Annotated in this window: 24 protein-coding genes; 11 read left to right on the forward strand and 13 right to left on the reverse strand. The window is 36.5% G+C overall.

Features of this window, described 5'->3' with window-relative positions:
• Positions 1–18: 18 nt before the first annotated feature.
• On the reverse strand, positions 19–1,524 hold the full coding sequence (locus LCP48_RS19495) for a coproporphyrinogen III oxidase (RefSeq protein ID WP_004230799.1): 1,506 nt from the start codon (positions 1,522–1,524) through the stop codon (positions 19–21).
• 165 nt (positions 1,525–1,689) lie between these two features.
• Here LCP48_RS19495 and LCP48_RS19500 point away from each other — a divergent pair, with 165 nt between their 5' ends.
• Positions 1,690–2,088 carry a hypothetical protein gene (locus LCP48_RS19500; protein WP_216486846.1) on the forward strand — a complete coding sequence of 133 codons (399 nt, stop codon included), beginning with the start codon at positions 1,690–1,692 and terminating at the stop codon, positions 2,086–2,088.
• 50 nt (positions 2,089–2,138) lie between these two features.
• Here LCP48_RS19500 and LCP48_RS19505 read toward each other — a convergent pair whose 3' ends face one another.
• From LCP48_RS19505 to LCP48_RS19520, 4 genes are all read right to left on the reverse strand, one after another.
• The gene (locus LCP48_RS19505; protein ID WP_009373417.1) at positions 2,139–3,050 is read right to left on the reverse strand and encodes a stalk domain-containing protein; all 912 of its coding nucleotides are present in this window, start codon (positions 3,048–3,050) and stop codon (positions 2,139–2,141) included.
• Positions 3,051–3,169: 119 nt separating this feature from the next.
• A complete protein-coding gene (locus tag LCP48_RS19510) occupies positions 3,170–3,832 on the reverse strand; it encodes a ribonuclease H family protein (RefSeq protein WP_202342628.1) in 663 nt (220 codons plus the stop codon).
• Between the two features lie 141 nt (positions 3,833–3,973).
• Positions 3,974–4,321, reverse strand: a complete 348-nt coding sequence (locus tag LCP48_RS19515; protein ID WP_004230811.1) for a YlbF family regulator — start codon at positions 4,319–4,321, stop codon at positions 3,974–3,976.
• A 15-nt stretch (positions 4,322–4,336) separates the two neighbouring features.
• Positions 4,337–5,479: a DUF445 domain-containing protein gene (locus LCP48_RS19520; RefSeq protein WP_009373414.1), complete on the reverse strand. Its 1,143-nt coding sequence runs from the start codon at positions 5,477–5,479 to the stop codon at positions 4,337–4,339.
• Between the two features lie 208 nt (positions 5,480–5,687).
• On the opposite strand from LCP48_RS19520, the gene LCP48_RS19525 reads away from it, so the two are divergent.
• The 4 genes from LCP48_RS19525 (at position 5,688) to LCP48_RS19540 (ending at position 9,321) form a co-directional block, all read left to right on the forward strand.
• On the forward strand, positions 5,688–5,891 hold the full coding sequence (locus tag LCP48_RS19525; RefSeq protein WP_216485859.1) for a YheE family protein: 204 nt from the start codon (positions 5,688–5,690) through the stop codon (positions 5,889–5,891).
• A gap of 171 nt (positions 5,892–6,062) precedes the next feature.
• A complete protein-coding gene (locus LCP48_RS19530; protein WP_004230814.1) occupies positions 6,063–6,479 on the forward strand; it encodes a hypothetical protein in 417 nt (138 codons plus the stop codon).
• Between the two features lie 454 nt (positions 6,480–6,933).
• Complete coding sequence (locus LCP48_RS19535) at positions 6,934–8,226, forward strand: hemolysin family protein (protein ID WP_231595601.1); 1,293 nt, start codon at positions 6,934–6,936, stop codon at positions 8,224–8,226.
• 192 nt (positions 8,227–8,418) lie between these two features.
• Positions 8,419–9,321 (forward strand): cation diffusion facilitator family transporter, encoded by a 903-nt coding sequence (locus LCP48_RS19540; RefSeq protein WP_004230816.1) that lies wholly within the window; start codon positions 8,419–8,421, stop codon positions 9,319–9,321.
• Between the two features lie 18 nt (positions 9,322–9,339).
• On the opposite strand, the gene LCP48_RS19545 is transcribed toward LCP48_RS19540, so the two are convergent.
• Both LCP48_RS19545 and LCP48_RS19550 read right to left on the reverse strand, forming a co-directional pair.
• Complete coding sequence (locus LCP48_RS19545) at positions 9,340–10,077, reverse strand: effector binding domain-containing protein (RefSeq protein WP_004230817.1); 738 nt, start codon at positions 10,075–10,077, stop codon at positions 9,340–9,342.
• 65 nt (positions 10,078–10,142) lie between these two features.
• Positions 10,143–11,069, reverse strand: a complete 927-nt coding sequence (locus LCP48_RS19550; protein ID WP_004230819.1) for a helix-turn-helix transcriptional regulator — start codon at positions 11,067–11,069, stop codon at positions 10,143–10,145.
• A 549-nt stretch (positions 11,070–11,618) separates the two neighbouring features.
• Here LCP48_RS19550 and LCP48_RS19555 point away from each other — a divergent pair.
• Entirely contained in the window at positions 11,619–12,740 is a 1,122-nt protein-coding gene (locus LCP48_RS19555) for a response regulator (protein WP_004230821.1), read from the forward strand.
• Between the two features lie 47 nt (positions 12,741–12,787).
• Here the strand turns inward: LCP48_RS19555 and LCP48_RS19560 are convergent, their stop codons facing one another.
• Positions 12,788–13,435 (reverse strand): response regulator, encoded by a 648-nt coding sequence (locus tag LCP48_RS19560; RefSeq protein WP_004230823.1) that lies wholly within the window; start codon positions 13,433–13,435, stop codon positions 12,788–12,790.
• 12 nt (positions 13,436–13,447) lie between these two features.
• Complete coding sequence (locus tag LCP48_RS19565) at positions 13,448–14,563, reverse strand: GAF domain-containing sensor histidine kinase (RefSeq protein ID WP_004230825.1); 1,116 nt, start codon at positions 14,561–14,563, stop codon at positions 13,448–13,450.
• Positions 14,564–14,750: 187 nt separating this feature from the next.
• Here LCP48_RS19565 and LCP48_RS19570 point away from each other — a divergent pair, with 187 nt between their 5' ends.
• Both LCP48_RS19570 and LCP48_RS19575 read left to right on the forward strand, forming a co-directional pair.
• Positions 14,751–15,176: a disulfide formation protein C gene (locus tag LCP48_RS19570; RefSeq protein WP_225340468.1), complete on the forward strand. Its 426-nt coding sequence runs from the start codon at positions 14,751–14,753 to the stop codon at positions 15,174–15,176.
• A gap of 54 nt (positions 15,177–15,230) precedes the next feature.
• Positions 15,231–16,070, forward strand: coding sequence for an RluA family pseudouridine synthase (locus tag LCP48_RS19575; protein WP_225340469.1), 840 nt, complete (start codon positions 15,231–15,233; stop codon positions 16,068–16,070).
• Positions 16,071–16,112: 42 nt separating this feature from the next.
• On the opposite strand, the gene LCP48_RS19580 is transcribed toward LCP48_RS19575, so the two are convergent.
• Positions 16,113–16,943: an aldo/keto reductase gene (locus LCP48_RS19580; protein WP_318528157.1), complete on the reverse strand. Its 831-nt coding sequence runs from the start codon at positions 16,941–16,943 to the stop codon at positions 16,113–16,115.
• Positions 16,944–17,022: 79 nt separating this feature from the next.
• On the reverse strand, positions 17,023–17,193 hold the full coding sequence (locus LCP48_RS19585) for a hypothetical protein (RefSeq protein ID WP_004230831.1): 171 nt from the start codon (positions 17,191–17,193) through the stop codon (positions 17,023–17,025).
• 391 nt (positions 17,194–17,584) lie between these two features.
• Between LCP48_RS19585 and LCP48_RS19590 the strand changes: the two genes are divergently transcribed.
• Positions 17,585–18,430 (forward strand): VOC family protein, encoded by an 846-nt coding sequence (locus LCP48_RS19590; RefSeq protein WP_054548665.1) that lies wholly within the window; start codon positions 17,585–17,587, stop codon positions 18,428–18,430.
• A 37-nt stretch (positions 18,431–18,467) separates the two neighbouring features.
• On the opposite strand, the gene trmL is transcribed toward LCP48_RS19590, so the two are convergent.
• Both trmL and queG read right to left on the reverse strand, forming a co-directional pair.
• Positions 18,468–18,941 carry a tRNA (uridine(34)/cytosine(34)/5-carboxymethylaminomethyluridine(34)-2'-O)-methyltransferase TrmL gene (trmL, locus tag LCP48_RS19595; RefSeq protein ID WP_004230835.1) on the reverse strand — a complete coding sequence of 158 codons (474 nt, stop codon included), beginning with the start codon at positions 18,939–18,941 and terminating at the stop codon, positions 18,468–18,470.
• A 184-nt stretch (positions 18,942–19,125) separates the two neighbouring features.
• On the reverse strand, positions 19,126–20,256 hold the full coding sequence (gene queG / locus LCP48_RS19600) for a tRNA epoxyqueuosine(34) reductase QueG (RefSeq protein ID WP_225340470.1): 1,131 nt from the start codon (positions 20,254–20,256) through the stop codon (positions 19,126–19,128).
• 59 nt (positions 20,257–20,315) lie between these two features.
• Between queG and LCP48_RS19605 the strand changes: the two genes are divergently transcribed.
• Both LCP48_RS19605 and LCP48_RS19610 read left to right on the forward strand, forming a co-directional pair.
• A complete protein-coding gene (locus LCP48_RS19605; RefSeq protein WP_103118817.1) occupies positions 20,316–21,005 on the forward strand; it encodes a B3/B4 domain-containing protein in 690 nt (229 codons plus the stop codon).
• A gap of 15 nt (positions 21,006–21,020) precedes the next feature.
• A complete protein-coding gene (locus LCP48_RS19610; RefSeq protein ID WP_048391820.1) occupies positions 21,021–21,530 on the forward strand; it encodes a hypothetical protein in 510 nt (169 codons plus the stop codon).
• The last annotated feature ends 168 nt before the right edge of the window (positions 21,531–21,698 follow it).

Consider the following 21,698-nt stretch of genomic DNA (forward strand, 5'->3'; position numbering starts at 1 on the left):
ATCAGATTGCCTTTATCTTTAAGCCTTATATAATTCATTTAAAAATTCAATTTTCTTCCCAATAGCCTCTTCAAAGGTCATGATATAGGCAGCAGGATCTTTTGGATTATGGAATTGTGTAATTCTCCCTGTTTCGGGATGAACAAATTTTGAGGATGCCCCACAGCCAATTCCTAAGATTGTCTGCACTTCTTCCATAATAACGATATTATAAATACTTTCTTCTCCCGCTTTACTATAGCCGACATTTTCTAAATTACCTAAAATATTTTTCTGACGATATAAATAGTATGGAACATAATCATTTTCTTTTGTCCAAATTTGGGCCATTTCCATCATTTCAGCTACCGTATCACGGTCGGCTACTTTGTATTTATCCTTATTACGCGTCATCTCTGATGCACGTTTAAATGATAGGGTATGAACAGTTAAAGACTCTGGCTGCATTTTTGCCGATTCCTCTAATGAATGTTGGAATTCTTCAATCCCTTCATTCGGTAGCCCAATTATAAGATCCATATTAATATTGTTCATACCTGATTCTCTTGCCAGCCAAAACTTATCAATGGTTTCCTGAACCGTGTGATGACGACCAATTGCTTTTAATGTTTCATCAGTATAAGATTGTGGATTTACACTAATACGATCAATACCCCATTTTTTTAGTACTTCTAATTTTTCTGGTGTGATGGTATCAGGTCTTCCTGCTTCAACTGTCACCTCTCGAATTGTTTCAGGGTTAGGGAATGATTCATACATCGTTTGATATAAGGCATCCATTTCATCGGCCTCAATTGAAGTCGGTGTACCACCACCCCAATAAATGGAGGTAATTTTCATATTATTGTCCTTCAGCCATTTGCCCATTTCGCGCAATTCAATATGCAAGCCATCTAAAAAAGTCGTAACACGCCCTTGCTTACGATTGCTACCAATCGCATAGGCTGGGAAAGTGCAATATGCACATTTGGTAGGGCAGAATGGAATACCAATATAAACACTGATTTCTTGTCCAATGGCATCAAGATCAGGAATGGTCACTAGTTGTCGGTCCACAATTTCCTTTAATAGTCCAACTTTTTCCTTTGATAAGCGGAAATCTCGAATTAATAGATCAGCAATTTCTTGCTCACTTTTACCTTCTTTTCTAAATTTATGATACAGCTTTGTTGGGCGTACACCTGTTAAAATCCCCCATTGCTGATGCACTCCAGTATGCTGTTCAAGAACATCTAAAAATACATGTGACAATGCACGTTTTATACGAATATTTAGCTCACGATCTGTTGCTGGGGACTCATATTGAATACTGTACTCATTCGTGTATTGCTTACCATCTACAATCAAGTTTGCTTTTGTAGAAATGGAAAAATCGTCTCCAGTCTGATAGTCAAATGAAGCAGACATATCTGCTCCCATTGGTTCAACCTTCAGCTTGGAATCCTCAAAAAATAAATTCGCAATATGATTTAATACGCGAATCCAATCTTCAGGATATTTTTGATCTATATGAATAATTTTCATTTCGTTTCGCTCTCTTCTTTTATATATTGCAGATTTAAGTTTAACAAATTTCTATGACTATAAGCAAAATAACAATTAGAATCTATAAAATAACAGAATATTCTGTTTAAATATAGACAAACTATTTTTTTGTCATTATAATTTTCAGAAAAGGTGGTGTCGAGAATGTTTATTTTAAAAAATAACAATTATAAATCTGTTTCGAGCTTTATTCCTCAAGTAGAAGTAGCATTCCACCATTTTGATTTAGAGCGCTGTGATGAAAAAACATTATATGTCACGGTAAAACTTAAATACGGCACACATAAAGTACTTTGTGATTTTATTTATATTATTGACCAACAAGAAATCTATGGCGCTATATCAATTAACAAGCATTATGAAAAGGCAAGGGTATTTATTCATCAGCATTTTCAGCAATTTTTATTGTATTCAGATGAAATGGTATTAGCTAAAAACTTTATGAGTACAAACCCCTTTAAACAATGTCTCCAACAATTTGCGAAAAAATATCCAGCCTTTATTTCCTCAAAGAACCATTACACTCTAGCAATGGCTGAGTAACCACAAATAAAAATAGTATGCCAAGCATTGTTGGCATACTATTTTCTTAATTATTTTAAATATTCATCCACAAATTCAACAGGTACATATGTCTTTGTTTCTTTTAAGGTCGGTGCGACTGTTAGTGTACGTAATGCCTTATTATAGCCAAATGTTTTTTCACCGCGAGTAATTGTGTAAGACATATTCCCTTTTGAAAGGATTGCCCCCTTGCCTGTAGAATCGACTTTGAAGCCAAGCTTTTCAGCGATCACACGTAATGGCACCATTTTTGTACTAGCTACTTCGTAAGAATCGGATGCAATAATATTATCAATTTCTTCATGTATTGGATTCTTAGTAGTGGAGGAATCATCGTCCAGTACAATTACTTTAGATGGTGTTGTTTGAGCTGGAATACTTTTAGTAGAGGCTGTATAGAAAACAACTAGATGCTTCTCTGCTAAATCTTTAGCGTCTACCTTTACACCTTTTTCATTGAGTAGCTCTGTTTCTTTCGCAATATTTAATTTTAAAATATCATACGTATTAGTTAAATCTTCAAAGAAATAATCCACTTCTACAAAACCAACTTCTTCTGTTTCAACGATGACAACCTCTGGATCGAATTGTGGTGGATAAATATATTTTTGCGGTTTATTAGCAAATGTATAAGCTAATACTCTATCACCCTTTTGAAGCTCCACTTTCTTCCCAGTATTGTCGAACACGAGCGTATCTTTAGTAATTTCTAATACATTTGTTTGCTCGCCTTCTTTTACTGTGTAATATGTAATATTTTCCCCAACACGAACATCTTCCACTTTACCACGAGTATCATTAAAAATGTGTACGGGATCAATTTGTATTTGTGGTACCTCTGCTTCTGTAGATTGCTGCTCATTTGCTAAAGCTACCGGTACAAGGGCACTTCCAAATAATAATGCAGACATAGCTGCAGGTGCTATTTTTTTCATGTTCATAAAATCTCTCCTTATTGTTTGGATTCATAGTAGTAGTAGTTTTAAAATGGGAAAAGTTTCAGTGCAAACAGAGGATTTCATGAGAAAGAGGTGGCAGTAGATACTGCCACCTCTTATTTCTAGTCTTTAACAATCTCACTCAAACCCGTAATATCAATGCCATTTAAAGCTTGAGTAGCAAGGCGGTCCGCTTCCGAATTATCCTTACGTGTAACAAGCTGGTATTCAGCTTGAATGTGAAGTTGCTCAAGCTTAGCATCAATTTTATCTGCCCAGCTTGCAAGTTCTTTTTCCAATGCTGGCCATTCCCCATTCAGCTGATTGATGACCACTTGTGAATCTCCTATAATACGCACAGGCAAATGGTGGACATTTAAAAGTTCAAGCTCTACTAAGGCTAAATAAAGCGCTGCATACTCTGCCTCGTTATTTGATTTCAATTCAGATGAAAAGGCATTCCTTCTCAATCGTAAAGGTTTACCATTTTGTTCATAATAAATAACGCAACCTAGTCCTGCTTGTCTTGTCCCACGATCAAAACCTCCATCAAAATAGATTGTAATATTATGAGGCTCTGTATCAATTTCCTTTAAATATGCTTTTAGCTCTTTAAGTGACCAATTTGTATCTTGCCGATCCATACAATGTAGGGATTTTACCCTTCCCGTTCTTTCCATATCCTCTGCAAGTAAAAGTGCTTGAGCTGCAGGCATTTCAGCTGAACGTAAAACTGTTGTTGCTCCTTTTGGTGTTTTATAGGTCCATTCAATGATGACATGCATATTCATAACCTCCAATACTCTTTAACTGGTCCATAAAGCAAAAACGTGTACCGACCAATAGCGGATACACGTTTTCCTCTTACTTGTTATATGTGCAATTCCTAGAAAAATTATTCCTTTTTAAATTGCGATTATCACCTTTTATTGAATTCCTTCATATAAACCTTGGATAGGTTTTATTAAAATGCGATTTACTTCTTCGATTACTTTACTTACCTTCATTTCTGCCTCAAGCATCGTTGAAATTTTTTCATTTTGCTGTGCTAGCTGTGCCGCTTTTTGTGCATAGACAAGCTCATCTTCCAAAATATCCTCACCAGCTAATTGCTTTTTCTGTAATTCGATTTGGATTTTACGGAAGTTTTTAAAGACATTTAATGCCTCTTCATCATTTTTAACAACTTCAACAGCAGCTTTTAACGCTTCAAATTCTGGAATCTTACGGAAAGTTGCTTCTAGCGCATTAATGTCATTATAAATATTAATCATTCATACAATCTCCTTTTAAATAAAGTAAACAATCAAGCCTTGCACAATCCCAATCAATCCACCAAGAACTGCACCTAATACAGTAATCATTTTAAACTCACGTTTTGAAATACCTAATACAAGCTCCTCTAACTTCTCTACTGGGAATGAGTCAACCTGCTCTCGCACAACCTCTTGTAAATTTAAACGTTTTAGTACATCCTCAAGTTTTTCCTCTGCCTTCACAAAAGCCTTTTCTATAACTTGTGGAATCACGGTATACTTCGCCCAGTCATTTCCTTCTGGCCAATAATAAGAAATCGGTTGATTTAAACGTTCAGAGATTGCTAATTGTTCTTTCACGTACACTTGTAATTTCGATAAAATGGGGTCAAATTGAACATCTTGCAAAAAGTCCATAGCTGGTCGATCTTTGAATTTTTCCCATTCCTGTGAAAATATTTTTGTTAGTAATGTTGTTGTTCCTGGTGCTTGCAAAAACTTCACAAGTTCACGTTGTACTTTCCCAACTAATGAAGAGGAATCACCTAAGAACATATTGATCATGCCGCCTAGAGACCCTTTTGATGATAAAAAGTCATCAATCATTGCCTTAATCGTCATTTCACCTTCTGGAGATAAAAAATAATCCTCGCCTTTTTCTAAAATATGCTGAACTGCTACTGGAATTTTAGCATCAATTGTATTTTGGATATCATCTGATAGCAGCGTACGAATTGATTTTGTTGATAGTGTATTCTTTACCGACGAAAATTGTCCCTCAACAATTGCTTCAACCTTCTGTTCAATGGTAGTAGGTAAATGCGAAAACCCTGCCAAGTTTAGCCAATCCTGAATTGTTTTGTCGTTTGTAAAGATTGTTTCTTCAACTTTTGTTTGAACAAAGTGTTCTACTTTGTCTTGAATATCCTTAGAGAAAAACTTTTTTCTAAATGTTTCAGGCGTTAGTAAATAATTAACTACAGTAAGACCCAGCTGTTTTGCTAATTCATCACGGCGTTTGGGTATAAGGCCTGGTGTAAACGGTACTCGCCAATTTTTAATATATATCGCTTTATATGGACGAAAAAGCATTTTAATGGCTAAGTGATTTGTAACGCCCCCAATTGCAGCCCCAATGATAGCCATAAAAAGTAATGTCACTATAAAATTATCCATTAGTATCCTCTCATTTCAATTGTATTCAAGATTGGCGTATTTTGTCGCCTTCTGCACTCATTATAGCAGAGCAATGATTTTCAACGAAAGAAATACCCCTTTAGAATTTCAATTTCATCCTACTTACTTCTATGAAAAGTGAATAGTTGCAAAAATACCGTTATACTTGAATAATATGACTACATACTATAAGAAGCGAGGTTTGATGATGATTCAACATTTCAGTTTTAAACCACTATTTGAAAACACGCAACTACCTGGGTGGGCTATTTCATTTTTTTATCAAAGAGAACGATACCAAGCGGAGTATTTAAAGGACGGTACGATTGAGTGGATGGGAGCCATTCCATCAGATGAGGAGGTTGTTAAAAAAATGATACATGAGCTTATGCTGTTTCATGTATACGATTAAATTTGATAGTCAATTTTTCGTTGTGATCCCGTATAAAAATACCTATATTTACTATTAATAACACGTCATTTAAGCTAATTATGTTGAATCCTGTTGAAATTTGTATATTTTTCTTATACATTTAGGATATCAGCTTAATAGTAAATATTTTTTATGCAGGGGGCCATTTCAATGAGTAAAGTCACACTTTCGGATGACTTAAATAGCTATAATTCAAAAGCGTTAATTCGTGTAAAAGTAAAAGAATTTTTTTCAGAATTTTCCGCCAAAATATTCGAATTAGCGGATGAGGCGGGTGCTGTTAATAGTAAGAAATTCGAGGAGCTTTCTGGCTATAAAAGCGACTTTTACAATGAGTATTGCAGTCAACTAAAGGGCTTTTTTGATTCTTCTACTAGCTCTTTCGGCAAGAAATCGATTAAAACGTTCTATATAACGTATAATAATAAGAACTATGTTTTAACACAGCAAGGCATAACGGAAAAAGCACCTGTATCTATCGCACCGTTTACAGGTGAAATACCTTTAAAGGAAACGGTTCATGATGTTGAAAAAGCGTGTTTAAAATTACGCTTTCAGCAAGAATAAATAGGGCAAACATTTAGAAAGGGGGGTCTCAAATGAAGATTGAGACTCCCCCTTTACTATAAAAAATAATTCATTTAAAAAAATCCGCAAGCTAAAGCACTCTTGAGATTTTTGACGTGTCGTATTATATGAGATGCAAAATGCTTCTTTCCCTAAACAAACTATCTTTGATCTTTCTAAAGTTAGCATATCGCCATGGTAATTACAATCTTTTGGTATTTGAATCTAGTTGCATTTTTTCAAAAGATCCATGAAAAACAAGTGAAAAAGTTGTTGTCAATATTTGAGTTTTTCTTTTAAATAATTTATGATTGAAACATCCAACAATTTTTTAAATCATAGGAGGTGTACACTTTGTTTACTTCCCTCATTCGGGCGGGAACAAAGGAATTATTTGGACGGAGACATATTGGAGATAACCATTAGGTTGGCGGCATTCGCCCTACTAATTATAATGACTGGATTTTTCGTTGCAACTGAATTTGCAATCGTAAAAGTGAGATCTACCCGCATTGATCAATTGCTCGCGGAAGGGCATAAAAAAGCGAAAAATGCAAAACGTGTTGTTTCAGATTTAGATGAGTACTTATCTGCATGCCAGCTAGGTATTACCATCACTGCACTTGGTTTAGGTTGGTTAGGTGAACCTACATTTGAAATCATTTTACACCCAGTGTTTGAATTTCTAAATTTGAATGGTAGTATTACATCTATCCTTTCATTCATACTTGCATTCTCAATCGTTACGTTTATGCATGTTGTTATTGGGGAATTGGCGCCAAAAACATTAGCCATCCAAAAAGCAGAATTTGTCACATTAAACTTTTCTGGCCCATTAATTATCTTCCACAATATTACGTATCCCATCATTAAGCTATTAAATGGCTCTGCCCGTGGTTTAACAGGTCTTTTCGGCTTAAAAATGATGTCAGAATCAGAAGTGGCTCATACAGAGGAAGAGCTGCGTATGATTTTGTCGGATAGTTTAAAAGGTGGAGAAATTAATAACTCAGAATATGAATATGTTAACAGTATTTTCGAGTTCTCTGATCGTCTTGCAAAAGAAATTATGGTTCCTCGAACTGAAATTGTCGGCATAGAAAAAGAGCTAACAATTAAAGAAGTGTTTGATTTAATGGGTGTTGAGCAATATACTCGTTATCCAATTCTGGATGGAGATAAAGATCATATTATTGGCTTAGTTAACATGAAGCATTTATTAACCGCTTACATTAAAGATCCTAAAAATGGTGATAAGCCTGTCATTGATTATATGCAACCTATTATTCGAGTGATGGAAACAACGCAAATTAACGATCTATTACTAAAAATTCAACGTGAACGTATTCATATGGCCATTTTAATGGATGAATATGGCGGAACATCTGGTTTAGTGACGATTGAAGATATTATTGAGGAAATTGTCGGCGATATTCAAGATGAATTTGATGAAGACGAAATCCCGGAAGTACAAGAAATTGCAGAAAATCATTTTATTTTAGATGCTAAGATGCTTCTTGAAAATGTAAATGATATGCTTGGTACTGACATAGAAGATGATGATATTGATACTATCGGTGGTTGGTTCATGACGAAGCGTTTTGATGCGGTCGAAGGTGACAGTATTGAAGAGCAAGGTTTTGAATTTATCGCAAAAGAATTAGATGGTCACCATATTTTATACTTAGAAGTTCTGAAATTACCTAACAGTGATTTATCAAATGAATATGACGCGGTCATTGACTAAAATTGATTTGAATTGCCATACTTGTCGTGGTACTATTAGAAGCACGCTTGTATAACCCAGGCTATAAATATGGTCTTTTCTACACACCTTATATAGGTGGGAGCAACGACCGTAATAAATAGATTTAAACGACTCCCTTTTTAAAAGGGGGTCGTTTTCTAATGTCCGAAAGTTTTGCGAGGAGGAAACAAAATGGAGCTCTATACAAATTTACGTCAAGGGGAAAAAGGTGCATGGCTATCCATTGGTACATATCTAATCCTAAGCTCTGCTAAGCTTACAATAGGCTACATTGGTACATCTGAGGCCTTAAAAGCAGATGGTTTAAATAACACAACTGATATCATTGCTTCCATCGCAGTACTGGTTGGTTTACGCATTGCCCAAAGACCACCTGATTCCAACCATCAATACGGGCATTTACGAGCTGAGACAGTTGCCTCTTTAGTCGCATCTTTCATTATGCTTGTTGTCGGTCTCCAAGTATTAGTTAGTTCCTTAAAAAGCTTATGGGAGCCCACTGGTACGACACCCTCACTGTTAACTGCCTATGTAGCAATGGGGAGTGCAGTTGTCATGTATGTGGTTTACCGCTATAATTTGGCACTATCTAAAAAAATTAAAAGCGCCGCTGTTAAAGCAGCTGCCTTTGACAATCGCTCTGATGCACTTGTCAGCATCGGGACAGCCATTGGTATTTTTGGAGCCATTTTCGGCTTTCCAATCATTGATTCACTGACAGCTCTCATTGTTGCCTTTTTAATTATTAAAACAGCAGTAGAAATTTTTTGGGAAGCTGTGCAAAGTCTTACAGATGCATTTGATATTGATGAAGTTGAAACGTTATCGGTCTTAATCCGTAACGTGGACGGGGTAATAGAGCTTTTAGACTTTAAAGGACGTGCCCATGGCAATATGTACTTCATCGACGTAACTGTCACAGTAGATCCTTATTTAAATGTCTTTGAAAGTCATCGCATAACCGAAGAAATCGAGCATACCATTATGCGTGAAAATCGCTTTTGTCAGGTTCTTGTGCATATTGAGCCACATATCATTCCTCCACAAAACGAAGATAAGCCTCCTACCAATTGATTGGGTAGGAGACTTTTTTTATTTAATAGCTATATAAATATCCACTTGTGAATCATGTGGGTTAGCGCATCGTTCATCATACAGTTCAAAGTCGCCTGTATATGTTCGTTCAACTTTAGAATTTGCAAACCATGCCCAAATCTCTTGCCAAGTTTGAATGACAACTTCAGGCATCGTGCCTTTATCTGATGTAAATACTAGATACTTAGCTGCTGGAATCATTTTAACTACTAAATCTGTTGGAATGTCATCATTATTTACCTCTACTCCTAGTGTAAGAGTATAATTACCATTCACATCCGTTTCATAGTCTGAATACAAACCATAGACATGACCATTTTTTCGTTCGGCTATTTGGCCCGCAATATTTTGCTGATAAAAGTCATCCCATAATTGTGGAATTTTAGCATGCTCTGTTATTTCATTTGCATTACTTGTTTGAGTTGAAATACCAACGATGTTAAATGCGGTTAATTCAACTACTTTTGGTTCCTTCCCTTCACTTTTTCTCCATCGCTTCAAACTTGGCAAAAAGGAAGTCAGCATATTACGTGCTTCATTTTCTGGCATACCACCTTCCATAAGATGCGGTACACAAATTTCAATCATTTCTTCTACTGTTAACTGGGGTTGTTTAAACTTGCCTCCCTCGTGACAATATATACAATACTCCAGAATTTTGTCCCCATCTTTTTCAGTACCCAATAATGCCTCTTCTACTAAAGGCATACCGCAGCTTTGACAATAGCTTTGCATCGTCATTCCACCTTTCGCTTTATTTGTACTTACTATAGCAAAGGAAACCTGACAACTGTCTGTCATCAATTATCTAGATTTTTATATAATTGAACAATTTCTAAAGCTCGTTTTTGAATAATATCTCTTATATAAAGTGGTGCCATAATTTTAATGCGATGCCCAAAGCTTAACAAGAAACCATAAAGCCATTCATCTTCGGGTATAGATATATGAATCATAGATTGTTCATGGTCTATATGTTCTGCACCAAAGGATTCCTCCACCAATGTTGTAATGTCTTTATCAAAAGAAATGACCAAATCGACTACGTTTTGCCGTCGATGCCATTCTTTACCCCAAGGGAGTTCACTTAAATTCACTTCCTTACGCTCGAAGGTAGAATCAGCTTGAAACAAATGTTTCATTCTCGCAAGCTTAAATAAACGAAAGTCCTTTCTTAATGTACAATAGCCATACAAATACCATATCTTCCCTTTTTGAACAATTGTATGTGGTTCGACTATTCGGCTTGTTTGCTCACCATAAGTAGTAGAATAATGAAAGCTTATACAACGATTATTCTCTATAGCTGTCTTAAGCATCGTAATATGCTCTTTAAAGAGAGCGTTTGGTCCCCATGGACTAAGATCAACAAATAGATGGTCCATTGATTGTTTTACATGATCATCAGCAATACTCGTTATTTTCTCGAGCACTGCTTCAGCGTGGGAATCTTCATAGGTAGTCAAAGCACTTTTAATCGCAATAGAAAGCGACGTGAGCTCATCCTTCGTCAAAACTTGCTTATCAACGCGATAACCATCGATTAAACTAATGCCACCGTTTACGCCTTGCTGACTAATAACAGGTACACCAGCACAGCTCAGTGTTTCAATATCTCGATAAATGGTACGAATCGAAACATTAAATAACTCTGCTAACTCCTGTGCCTTAACCTTTTTACGGTTGATTAATATCATCGTCATGGTTAGAAGTCTCTCTAATTTCATGGTAAAATCTCCTTTCTTGTCATCCCATTATTCCTATATATACAGCTATTTTAATTAATAACCTATCTTTTTAAGTATTTTTTAAGTACTTTTTGAGTATTTTTTAAGACAAATGTACTATAATAACGCCTAATTATTGTTACAAAAATTATACTATTTTAACAATAAAAGAAAAAACAAGGCTTATGCCCATATACAACTTTCATTAACAATACTATGTTGTTTCATTTTTGTATAAGAATAGTTTGATTTTAACGCCTAAGCAATTATTTCAATTCTCTTAACACAACATAAAAAACTTTTATCTTCTATATAATGAACGGCGAAATTTTCTTTGAATGGATTTGACGCGATATGACAAACACATCGGGATTCATTGACTCTCACCCGTGAAAGAACGACAACATAAATTGCTTTTTTCTGGCATCAAATTTTTAATATTGAGTAATTTTCACTTTTCTTGCCCTTCTATATATATAGGAAGCCTTTTCACCCAAAATGAACTAGAGTTTAATGTTTTTAATTTAATTGTATAAAGGAGAGTTTGATGTGATTCGAGCCGTTTTAATAGACAATGAACCGTTAGCTTTACATTATTTTCAAAATAAACTACATGCCTTTCAACAAATTCAGGTGATTCAAACCTTTACAAGCGTAGAAGTATTTCTGAATGAACTACCAACTATGGAATTTGAGGCTATCTTTTTAGAAGTAAAACTTCAAGAATTATCAGGACTTGAAGTTGCTGATATTATCAAAACGGAACGTCCACAAGTCAGTGTAATTTTCATTACCTCCTATCATGAATTTGCATTACAAGCCTATGAAATTGGCAGTCTCGACTATGTATTAAAGCCTATCAGTCATGCCCGTTTAGAAAAAACTGTAGCCCGTATTGATCATGAATTTTCAATTCAGCAAATGCTTCAACAAGCTATACAAACTGTATTAAATGTACAATGCTTCGATCAATTTGCCGTCTATAGTAACAATAGTTTAGTGGCATTTAAAACAGAAAAGACAAAAGAATTGTTTGCTTATTTTATTTTACATCCAAATATACCGATTCATCGAGATTATTTAATTGAAATTCTATGGCCAGATTTAGATTATGTACGGGCCAAATCAAATCTTCATACAGCTCTATCTTATTTAAGGAAAACTCTAAATACAATTGGCTACGAAAACTGTATTGTCTTTTCAAATAAATACTATATCTTTGAAAAGCCAAATATCGTATGTGATTTATACGATTTCCAAAAACTTCATGAAGATTTTTCAAGACTTGAATTTCCCTCTATTTCTTTGATTAATCAATGTCTTTCTATTTATAAGAATGGCTTATTTGTTTTTGATGATTATGAATGGTCAACTGCCTATAAAGATAAATTAATGAAATCATACATAGAGCTATTAGAAAAAGGGTTTCAAACAACGGTCTTTTCAGATACTGAAAGAGCTATGGAATTTTTACATGCATTAATAGAGTATGATCCCTATAATGAACAAAAACTTGAGCACTATTTATATACGTTAATACAGGCAGGCCTTCATGAACAGGCACTCAAAATTTTCCAAACATATACACAAAAACTAGAGGAAGATTTAGCACTAACGCCAAGTTCTACATTATTAGAGATATCTAAAAAATTATTTGTTCAACATAAATAATGAAAAAACGGCGAGTGCTTCTATGTGAGTAGAAGCTCGCCGTTTATTTACATCCCACTACCTTCAGTTAGCCCGTGCTTAACAGCATACAGCGCTGCCTGTGTACGGTCTTGTACTTGAAGTTTTGTAAAAATATTCGAAATATGGGTTTTCACTGTTTTTTCCGTGACAAAGAGTGAGGATGCAATTTCCCGATTACTCTTTCCTTTTGTAAGTTCTGCTAGCACATCCTGCTCACGAGGTGTCAGCGGATTTAATAAATGGGGTGCATTCTGAGACTCCTGACGATCCATTTCAAGCGTTGTCGTTGCTTCAGGATGTAGAGTGTTTTCACCACGCATAATACGACGAATGGATAAAACCAATTCATCTGGCTCAATATCTTTTAACTGATAGCCTGCCGCTCCTGCCTCCATTGCTGGAACCACATGATCTCGATCAGAAAAGCTAGTAAGCATTAAAATTTCTATTTGTGGAAACTTCGCTTTGATGCGTTTAGTCGCCTGAATGCCATCCATTTCAGGCATGACTAAATCCATTAAGATAATATCTGGTTGAATGCTTTCTGCTAATGCAACGGCTTCGTGCCCATTTTTTGCCTCTCCAACAACCTCAATATCCTTTTGTGTCTTTAAGAAAAACAGTAGTCCTCTGCGCACCACGTGATGATCGTCTGCAATTAATACACGTATCATGTCCTCTCCCCCTTAATATGGCAAGCGGATTAGCAGCTCCGTACCTTTGCCAATTTCACTTACCCAGTCGGCAGTTCCACCCACTGATTTTGCGCGATCCTTGATAGATTGTAAGCCCATCGAAAGCAACTTTGTATTGTTGTCAATGACAAAGCCTCGTCCCTCATCACGAATAACCAACAAAATATCTGTTGATGTAACAGTAATATACAATGCTGCCTCTAATACACCTGCATGGCGACGTACATTATTTAACGCCTCTTGGGCTACGCGAAATAATGTTTCTTCAATACGTGAGGGAAATTGCAATACGCCTGAAACTGTAACATGTAGTTTTAAGCCAAGCATTTCAGCGTATACTTTCATGGCCTCAAGTAAACCATTTTCTAATCCTTTAGGTCGCAATTGCCAAATTAACGCACGCATCTCTGTAAGTGCGTCTTGTGTTAAATGCTGAATTTCTTTAAATGTTTCTTTCACTTCGTAATCATCCGTCATTTCAATGCCAGCCCTAGCTGTTAACGTAACAGAGAAGAGTAGTTGATTGACTGAATCGTGTAAATCACGGGCTAGGCGATTACGTTCCTTCACAAGTGCCATTTCCTGCTCCTGCTTTGTCAGTAAAATTCGCTTAATAGCTGAACCCATCTGAAAGGCAACCGATTCTAATAAAGCAAGCTCCTCCTCTGAAAAGCGCACTGTATCCTTAGATGCGACATTTAATACGCCAAATCGTTCTTGTCCAGATTGAAGGGGTACTGTCGCATGATGCGTGATGCCTTCATGATCCCCAACATTTGCGGCTATGGCACTTTCAATACGCTGACACTCGATAATGTTGGAGGCTTTTTTTAGCTCTTCATTACGATAACGCGATACACACCAACAACCGCCCTTTTTTAAATAATGGCAATTGTTATATTCCAATGCCTCTGGTAGATTTTCATGGACAACAAGTTCTGAACGCCCCTTTGCATCAATAAAAAAAATCCAGCCTGTTTCAAAATTGGTGCCATTTAAAAACTTGATGAGCGCACCTTTTAGCATTGTGACAATTTCAGTTTCTTCATTTAATAGTTCAGCAATTTCTTTTAAAATACTGATATTGGAATGCTCATTCTCCCTCACGAAAACACCTCTTCTTTAGCATTACTATTGTTAATGATACCATTAAGCTATTGAAAGCGTCTGCTTCCACCGTTCATACTTTAGACTGAAATTCATCATATACCTTATTTTGTGTAAGTTGATTTACATATAAAACTAGAACCACTATAATCGAACAAGGACATGGTTTATGAAGGGAAGATTGAATATGTCTAAAAAAGAAGAAAATGGCTTATTATTAATTTGGATTGTTTCTGCTATAGCAACGTTAGGTTCGTTATATTTTTCTGAGATTCGTCATTATGAACCTTGTAAATTATGTTGGATTCAACGTATTTTTATGTACCCAATTGTTATAATGACGACAGTAGCATTTATACAAAAAAATGCACGTATTGCTGTCACAACAGCTGTATTTTCTGTGGTTGGCGGCTGTATTTCACTTTACCATTACGGAATTCAAAAGCTTAGCTATTTAGCTGAAAATGCTCCTTCCTGTGGCGAAGTTTCTTGTACAGGACAATATATTAATTGGTTAGGCTTTATTACTATTCCGTTTTTAGCATTAACTGCATTTATTTTAATCGCAGGGGCAAGCTTTTATTTAATCAAAGCTTCTAAAGCTGCAAAATAATCGGAAGACCGTGTTCTACCTTTGGAATACGGTTTTTTCTACGGAGGAAGATCTATGTTTCATTATGAAATTGCTGAAGATAACTTAAGTGTGGAAGAATTGCTACGTAATCATTGGCGACTCGGTAAAAAACTCGTTCATGAATTGCGTATGGCCAAAGCCATCACATTGGCAAATGATGAGCTGGTTCAATGGAATACACTTTTACAAACTGGAAAAATAATCAAATTTACGTTTCCTGTTCCAACTTCTAGCTACAAACCAACGCCTGTATGTGCTATTGATGTAGTCTATGAGGATGACCATTGTTTAATCGTATCAAAGCCAAAAGGTATGGCAACACATCCTAATGATGCTCGTGATACACATACATGTATGAACCATGTCATGGCACATATCAAAGAACAGGGTGGCATTTATGCTGAACATGTTCATCGTCTTGATAAAGGGACACAGGGCTTATTACTAGTAGCAAAGCACCCTTTAGCAAAGTCCATTTTCGATCGAATGATTGAGGAAAAAACCATTATTCGTACGTATGCAGCAGAGGTGCAAGGTAACTTACGAACGTCTTCTGGAACGATTGCTGAACCAATTGGCAAAGACAGACACCATGCCACAAGACGTGTTGTGTCCAAAACTGGGCAGCATGCTGTAACACACTATGAAGTGGTGGCGCGTTACAAAAATTCCTGTGTCGTTCATCTCATACTTGAGACTGGGCGAACACATCAGATCCGTGTGCATTTAGCCTATATTGGCCATCCAATTATTGGGGATACAATGTATGGTGCACGAGAAACAGTAAGTGATGACTACGAACTACATGCCATTCAATTAGAATTTGACCATCCTTTTTTAAATAAACGTATTATCGTCAAGGACGAGCAATAAGAAAAATCCCGCCTCTATAGGAGTGCGGGATTTATTCTTTTTTTAAAAATCAAATTTAAAATGATCAGGATCTTGTCCAAATCGTTGGTTACGATTTAATGTTGCCATTTTCTCCATTTGATCTTTGGTTAATTCAAAATCAAAAATCTGTGCGTTTTCCTCAATTCGGCTCGGTGTTACGGATTTGGGAATAACGAGTGTATCATTTTGTAAATGCCAACGCAGTACTACCTGAGCAGGGGTTTTATCGATTTCTTTCCCAATCTCAATAATGGTAGGATCAGCAAGTACACCACCACGTCCTAGTGGAGACCATGCAGTAACAGCAATTTGGTGTTCACTACAAAATGCCCTTAATGGCTGCTGTTGTAAATATGGATGTACCTCCACTTGATTAACCATCGGTGCAGAATTTGCCTTAGCCAATATTTTTTCTAAATGATGCTCATGATGATTCGATACACCTGTTGCGCGAATTAATTTTTCATCGTAAAGGCGCTCAATAGCTCGATATGTTTCTTCAAATGTTTCAGGGACAGCCCAATGTGTTAAATATAAATCTAGGTAATCCATATTTAAATTCTTTAGCGAAACCTCAAAAGCACGTAATGTTGCATCATATCCTTGGTCATTATTCCATACTTTTGTTGTAACAAAAATATCTTCACGACGAATGCCTGAATGACGAATAGCTTCTCCTACTTCTACCTCATTCCCATATAAGGATGCTGTATCAATAGCTCGATAACCGTATTGAAGTGCTTTATCAATAGCCTGTAATGTTTCCTCACGTTCTGTCATTTTGTAAACACCTAAGCCAAAACGAGGCATTTCTACACCATTTGATAATGTTTTCGTTGATTGTAAATTCAAAAAGCACAACCCCTTTCTTATCCTCGTTCCATTATACAAAAAATTGGATTTAAGAAAAATAAAGCGGCTGGTTTATATACTACTTTTTCTTCTGTTCAACATCTTCCAATTGAATTGGATCAGCGATTCGCTCATCCTCCGCAAGCTCTAGACCATCACGTAAATGCTCCATCTGCTTGCCCAAATCTTTTAATTCTTTCATATCTCTCACCATTGTCCCGTTTTCAATATTTGGCACCTTTTTTTCCATACTAATCACCTCACTTTTAGTTTTCCCGATATCAAGCTGTTTGAACCATTTCTGACATATTTTATTCTGCTATGTCGTTTCATTTTTAAAGTAGATAGGCTATACTAAAAAGAGATTTCTTTATAACATGAGGAGGGTTACTTCCATGAAATTATTATTAATCATTGGTGTAACAGTTGCTTTCTTAACAGCTATTTTCACTGCTGGATACGAAGGCGACTACAAAGCTGACAAATAATATCTCAAGAAAATCACTAAGCTTTTCGAAAAGCTTAGTGATTTTCTTTTTTTGTGGAACAATAGAAATACTTGACTTTCCTTTATTTTTAAAATAAACTAACTTACATAAAGTAACTTAATGAAAAAAGATAACTATTTGGAGGTATTCAAAATGCATTTTCATGAAAAACCAAACACCTATGTAACGAATGTTGAAATAAAAGTGAGTGATTTACACCGCTCTTTAACCTTTTATCAAGAAATTATTGGCTTTAAAGTGTTACAACAAGATTCACATAAAGCTATGTTAACTGCCGATGGAGAAACAGCTCTATTAACTCTTGTTCAGCCTAAAACCGTAGAAGATAAGCTTAGCATGACGACAGGACTTTATCACTTCGCCCTATTATTACCTAGTCGACGTGACTTAGCTAATGTTATTTCTCATTTTCACGAAAAAGGTGTGTACCTTGGGGCTTCTGATCATGCTGTAAGTGAAGCACTCTATTTAAATGATCCTGATCATAATGGAATCGAGATTTATGCAGATCGTCCTGAAAGTGAATGGACATGGCATAACAATCAGGTGCATATGGTGACAGAACCACTCAATATTCGTTCTATTTTAGAAGAGGGCGATGGCAACTGGCTTGGTCTGCCTGCTGGCACAGTAATGGGCCATATTCATTTATCGGTCTCTAACTTGGCTGAAGCCGAGCAATTTTATACAAAGGGATTAGGTTATGATATTGTCACACGCTACGGGTCCCAAGCATTATTTATTTCTACAGGCCGTTACCATCATCATATCGGCTTAAATACTTGGCACTCAGAGAATGCACCAAAGCTTGGAAAAAATCAAGTTGGCTTAAAAACGTTCTCATTGCGTTTAGATAACGAAGAACAAGCGGCAACTATGAAAGATAATCTTCGTGGTATAGGTGCACCCGTTACGGAAATCGTCGGAGGGTTCCAAACAGAGGATCCTGCGGGGAATGTTGTGTTATTAAAGTTTTAATATTAAAAAGCAGTTCTCACAAGCGGAGAACTGCTTTTTAATGTAACCCTGGATATCCTTGTTGACGTAATGCCTCATAAATAACAATTGCAGCCGTATTGGACAAATTAAGTGATCGCACATGATCACTTTGTGGAATACGTAAACACATATCTCGGCGTTCATAAGCAAAGTCCTTCGGCAAACCTGTAGTTTCTTTTCCGAACATAAAATAAATATCTCGGTCTTGATCACTAAAATCATTTTTCGTAAACGGCTCATCACTGTATGTTTCGATTAAATAAACATCTCCATTTTTAGAGTACTCTATAAAATCCTCAAGTGAATCATGATAGACAATATTTACACTATGCCAATAATCTAAGCCCGCCCGTTTCAGCATTTTATCATCCGTTGAAAAACCTAGTGGACGAATTAAATGGAGCGATGTATTAGTACCCGCACAGGTACGTGCAATATTCCCCGTATTGGCTGGTATTTCTGGTTGATATAAAACGATATGCAATGGCATAACGACACACTTCCTTATTAAAAAATTCTTTAAGATGACTCTTTAAAAAGTTAACGAAGCCTTCCTCTTTTGGAGCGACTCTTCTCACAATTAGAGCGGATCCGCTCTCAATCATAGGAACTCCAAGCAATTGATTTCATCCCTACATTAAACTGTAGTTAGTCAATTGCTTCTACATCCAATACTACTTAAAAAACTGCAACCCTTTATAAATTTCACTTCGCACTTCTTCGTCCTGCTCTGTAGCTTCTGCTTCATGTAAGGCAGTTTGTGCAGTATCCCCGCCAATCTTACCCAAAGCCCATGCGGCTGTGCCTCGAATGACAGGACGGTCATCTTTATGAAGTAGAGCAATCAAATCTGGTATGGCGGCTTCCTCTTTAAAATGAGCAAGTGCCAAGATGGCATTACGCTGGATAGGCTTTTTTCCACGCCATGAGCCTGAAACATGACCAAATCTCCCCTTAAATTCCCGATTAGTAATCTTTAAAAGCGGTGTCAATAATGGTTTGGCTAGCTCTGGATCTGGTATAAATTCTTCATGAATCCAATTAATTTTCCCTTTATTTTTAGGACATACTGTCTGGCATGTATCACAGCCATAGAGTCGATTACCGATATGACTACGAAACTCATCTGGTAATGTACCCTTCGTTTGAGTCAGAAAAGCAATACAACGCTGTGCATCCAATTGTCCACCTTGAATTAAGGCTCCCGTTGGACAAACATCCAAGCACAGTCGACAATCTCCGCATTCATCCTCCATTGGCTTATCTGGCGCAAATGGAATATTTGTAATGAGCTCTCCTAAATACACATAGGAACCAAATTCAGGCGTTATAATCGAGCAATTTTTTCCGCTCCACCCAATGCCTGCACGTTCAGCTACCGCCCGATCTACAAGGGCTCCTGTATCAACCATTGATTCAATACGTACACCTTTGACATGTTCCTCAAGCCAAGTAGATAATAGCTTTAAACGCTCACGTAATGCTGTATGATAATCGACACCCCATGAAGCACGGCAGAAAATTCCACGTCGCGCACCCCTTTTACCAATTGGTGCATTTTGCATACGTGAAGGGTAAGCCACAGCTATCGCTACAATACTCTCTGCTTCATCTAGTAATTGAAGGGGTTCTGTACGTTTTTGAATATCACTTTCTTCAAATCCAGACTGATAGCCAAGCTCCTGCTGGCGACGCAATCTGTTTTTTAATTCTGTAAAGGGAGCTGCTGTTGTAAAACCTATTTTATCAACACCAATGGACATCGCATATGCCACAAAATCACGTTGCAGGTCGTGTATGTTCATTTTATTTCCAACTCCTTACATGGTACAATATTAGAAATAGATAAAGTAGGTGATGTTCATTGGAAATTTCCATTAACCCAACTCTATTAACACAACATCCCGAGCTAAAAATCGGCATTATTCATTATACCAAAATTGTTGTAGCAGAATCCCCTCAAATGATTAAAGGGCGTATGCAATTGTATCAGGAAAATCTTTTTCTTGAAATGCAGGAACTTCCTGTAACACAGCGTGAGGGGATCGCAGAATGGCGACAAATTTGGAAAAAGCTTGGTGCTGATCCAAATCGCTATCGTCACTCAGCAGAAAGCCTTATGCGTCGAATTAGTAAGCAAAATTATTTAACGCCAATTCATTCAGGTGTTGATTTAAATAATTTCTTTTCACTTCAATATGAAATGCCAATTGGGCTATATGATGTTGCTCAAATCAAAGGGTTTGTAACAATTGATCTTGGTCATGACGAGATTGGTTATGAAGGTTTGAATGGGCGCTTTAACACATTAGAAAATATTCTGTATAGTCGTGATGAGGTAGGAGCATTTGGCTCACCTTTTGTTGATTCTAAACGCACAGCTGTCACAGAGGAAACAACTGATGCGTTACATATTTTTTATTTCCGCCCTTCCTTAACAAATGATGCAGCGAATGAACTGCTAGCGTCAGCTGGGAAAATGTTTAATCAAATTCATGGCGGACATTATCAAATCGCAATTATATCAAATGATGTACCATCTAAAACACTATAAAAAGGACGTGTTTTCGTGATTAATCTTGCAGAAGCTGTTAAACTAAAAAGTATTTTAGGAAAGAAAACTCAAGAGCTAGTAAACGAACTACATCGCAGTGCCTTTGTAACAGTTGAAAAGGGACAAGCCCCTAAAACAAGTAATCGAGCACTCCCCCTTATTGAAGCTGACTTAGCCCAAGTTCGTCTAGATACTCGTACATTAGACCGCCTCGTTTACGAAGCAAACATCCAAAACACAGTAGACTTTAAAGGTCAAAAGCTAGCACTAGTAGAAGCCATCGAACTAGCAACACAACTTCGTGCCGAGGCTGATATGTGTAAAGATTTCAGTATGCGAGAAAAAGAGAGTGTAAGATTTGGCTATGGCGAAAATACAATGTTATATGAAATTGCTTTGTATGAGCCAGATGAATATCGAGAACGAGCTACAAAGCTTGAAAAAGATGCACATAAGCTATCTAATCTTATTAATTCAAAAAATTACAGTATTCAAATTAACTTTGACGATTCCCGTTATTTCTAGACTCGGGACGGTGAGACTCCAACCCGAGTTGGATGTGCTGTTTTCAAATCTAGCTTTTCAGCTAATTAGTTAAAAACCAATAACAAGTTACCTGTTACTGTATGACCGATGACTAATGACCAACTATAAGCAATGGCCATACTCAAAACAACTTGATTCCATTTGAAA

It is taken from the genome of Lysinibacillus capsici, from assembly GCF_020217405.1.
GTDB classification, from domain to species: domain Bacteria; phylum Bacillota; class Bacilli; order Bacillales_A; family Planococcaceae; genus Lysinibacillus; species Lysinibacillus capsici.

What these genes read in the sequence shown, in the direction of transcription:
- LCP48_RS19560 (WP_004230823.1), bottom strand. Translation starts at nt 13,435, where the DNA reads ATGATACGTGTATTAATTGCAGACGATCATCACGTGGTGCGCAGAGGA.
- LCP48_RS19520 (WP_009373414.1), bottom strand. Translation starts at nt 5,479, where the DNA reads ATGGATAATTTTATAGTGACATTACTTTTTATGGCTATCATTGGGGCT.
- LCP48_RS19590 (WP_054548665.1), top strand. Translation starts at nt 17,585, where the DNA reads ATGCATTTTCATGAAAAACCAAACACCTATGTAACGAATGTTGAAATA.
- LCP48_RS19570 (WP_225340468.1), top strand. Translation starts at nt 14,751, where the DNA reads ATGTCTAAAAAAGAAGAAAATGGCTTATTATTAATTTGGATTGTTTCT.
- LCP48_RS19545 (WP_004230817.1), bottom strand. Translation starts at nt 10,077, where the DNA reads ATGCAAAGCTATTGTCAAAGCTGCGGTATGCCTTTAGTAGAAGAGGCA.
- LCP48_RS19535 (WP_231595601.1), top strand. Translation starts at nt 6,934, where the DNA reads ATGACTGGATTTTTCGTTGCAACTGAATTTGCAATCGTAAAAGTGAGA.
- LCP48_RS19505 (WP_009373417.1), bottom strand. Translation starts at nt 3,050, where the DNA reads ATGAACATGAAAAAAATAGCACCTGCAGCTATGTCTGCATTATTATTT.
- LCP48_RS19575 (WP_225340469.1), top strand. Translation starts at nt 15,231, where the DNA reads ATGTTTCATTATGAAATTGCTGAAGATAACTTAAGTGTGGAAGAATTG.
- trmL (WP_004230835.1), bottom strand. Translation starts at nt 18,941, where the DNA reads ATGCCATTGCATATCGTTTTATATCAACCAGAAATACCAGCCAATACG.
- LCP48_RS19530 (WP_004230814.1), top strand. Translation starts at nt 6,063, where the DNA reads ATGAGTAAAGTCACACTTTCGGATGACTTAAATAGCTATAATTCAAAA.
- LCP48_RS19525 (WP_216485859.1), top strand. Translation starts at nt 5,688, where the DNA reads ATGATTCAACATTTCAGTTTTAAACCACTATTTGAAAACACGCAACTA.
- LCP48_RS19550 (WP_004230819.1), bottom strand. Translation starts at nt 11,069, where the DNA reads ATGAAATTAGAGAGACTTCTAACCATGACGATGATATTAATCAACCGT.
- LCP48_RS19500 (WP_216486846.1), top strand. Translation starts at nt 1,690, where the DNA reads ATGTTTATTTTAAAAAATAACAATTATAAATCTGTTTCGAGCTTTATT.
- LCP48_RS19585 (WP_004230831.1), bottom strand. Translation starts at nt 17,193, where the DNA reads ATGGAAAAAAAGGTGCCAAATATTGAAAACGGGACAATGGTGAGAGAT.
- LCP48_RS19495 (WP_004230799.1), bottom strand. Translation starts at nt 1,524, where the DNA reads ATGAAAATTATTCATATAGATCAAAAATATCCTGAAGATTGGATTCGC.
- LCP48_RS19515 (WP_004230811.1), bottom strand. Translation starts at nt 4,321, where the DNA reads ATGATTAATATTTATAATGACATTAATGCGCTAGAAGCAACTTTCCGT.
- LCP48_RS19510 (WP_202342628.1), bottom strand. Translation starts at nt 3,832, where the DNA reads ATGCATGTCATCATTGAATGGACCTATAAAACACCAAAAGGAGCAACA.
- queG (WP_225340470.1), bottom strand. Translation starts at nt 20,256, where the DNA reads ATGAACATACACGACCTGCAACGTGATTTTGTGGCATATGCGATGTCC.
- LCP48_RS19540 (WP_004230816.1), top strand. Translation starts at nt 8,419, where the DNA reads ATGGAGCTCTATACAAATTTACGTCAAGGGGAAAAAGGTGCATGGCTA.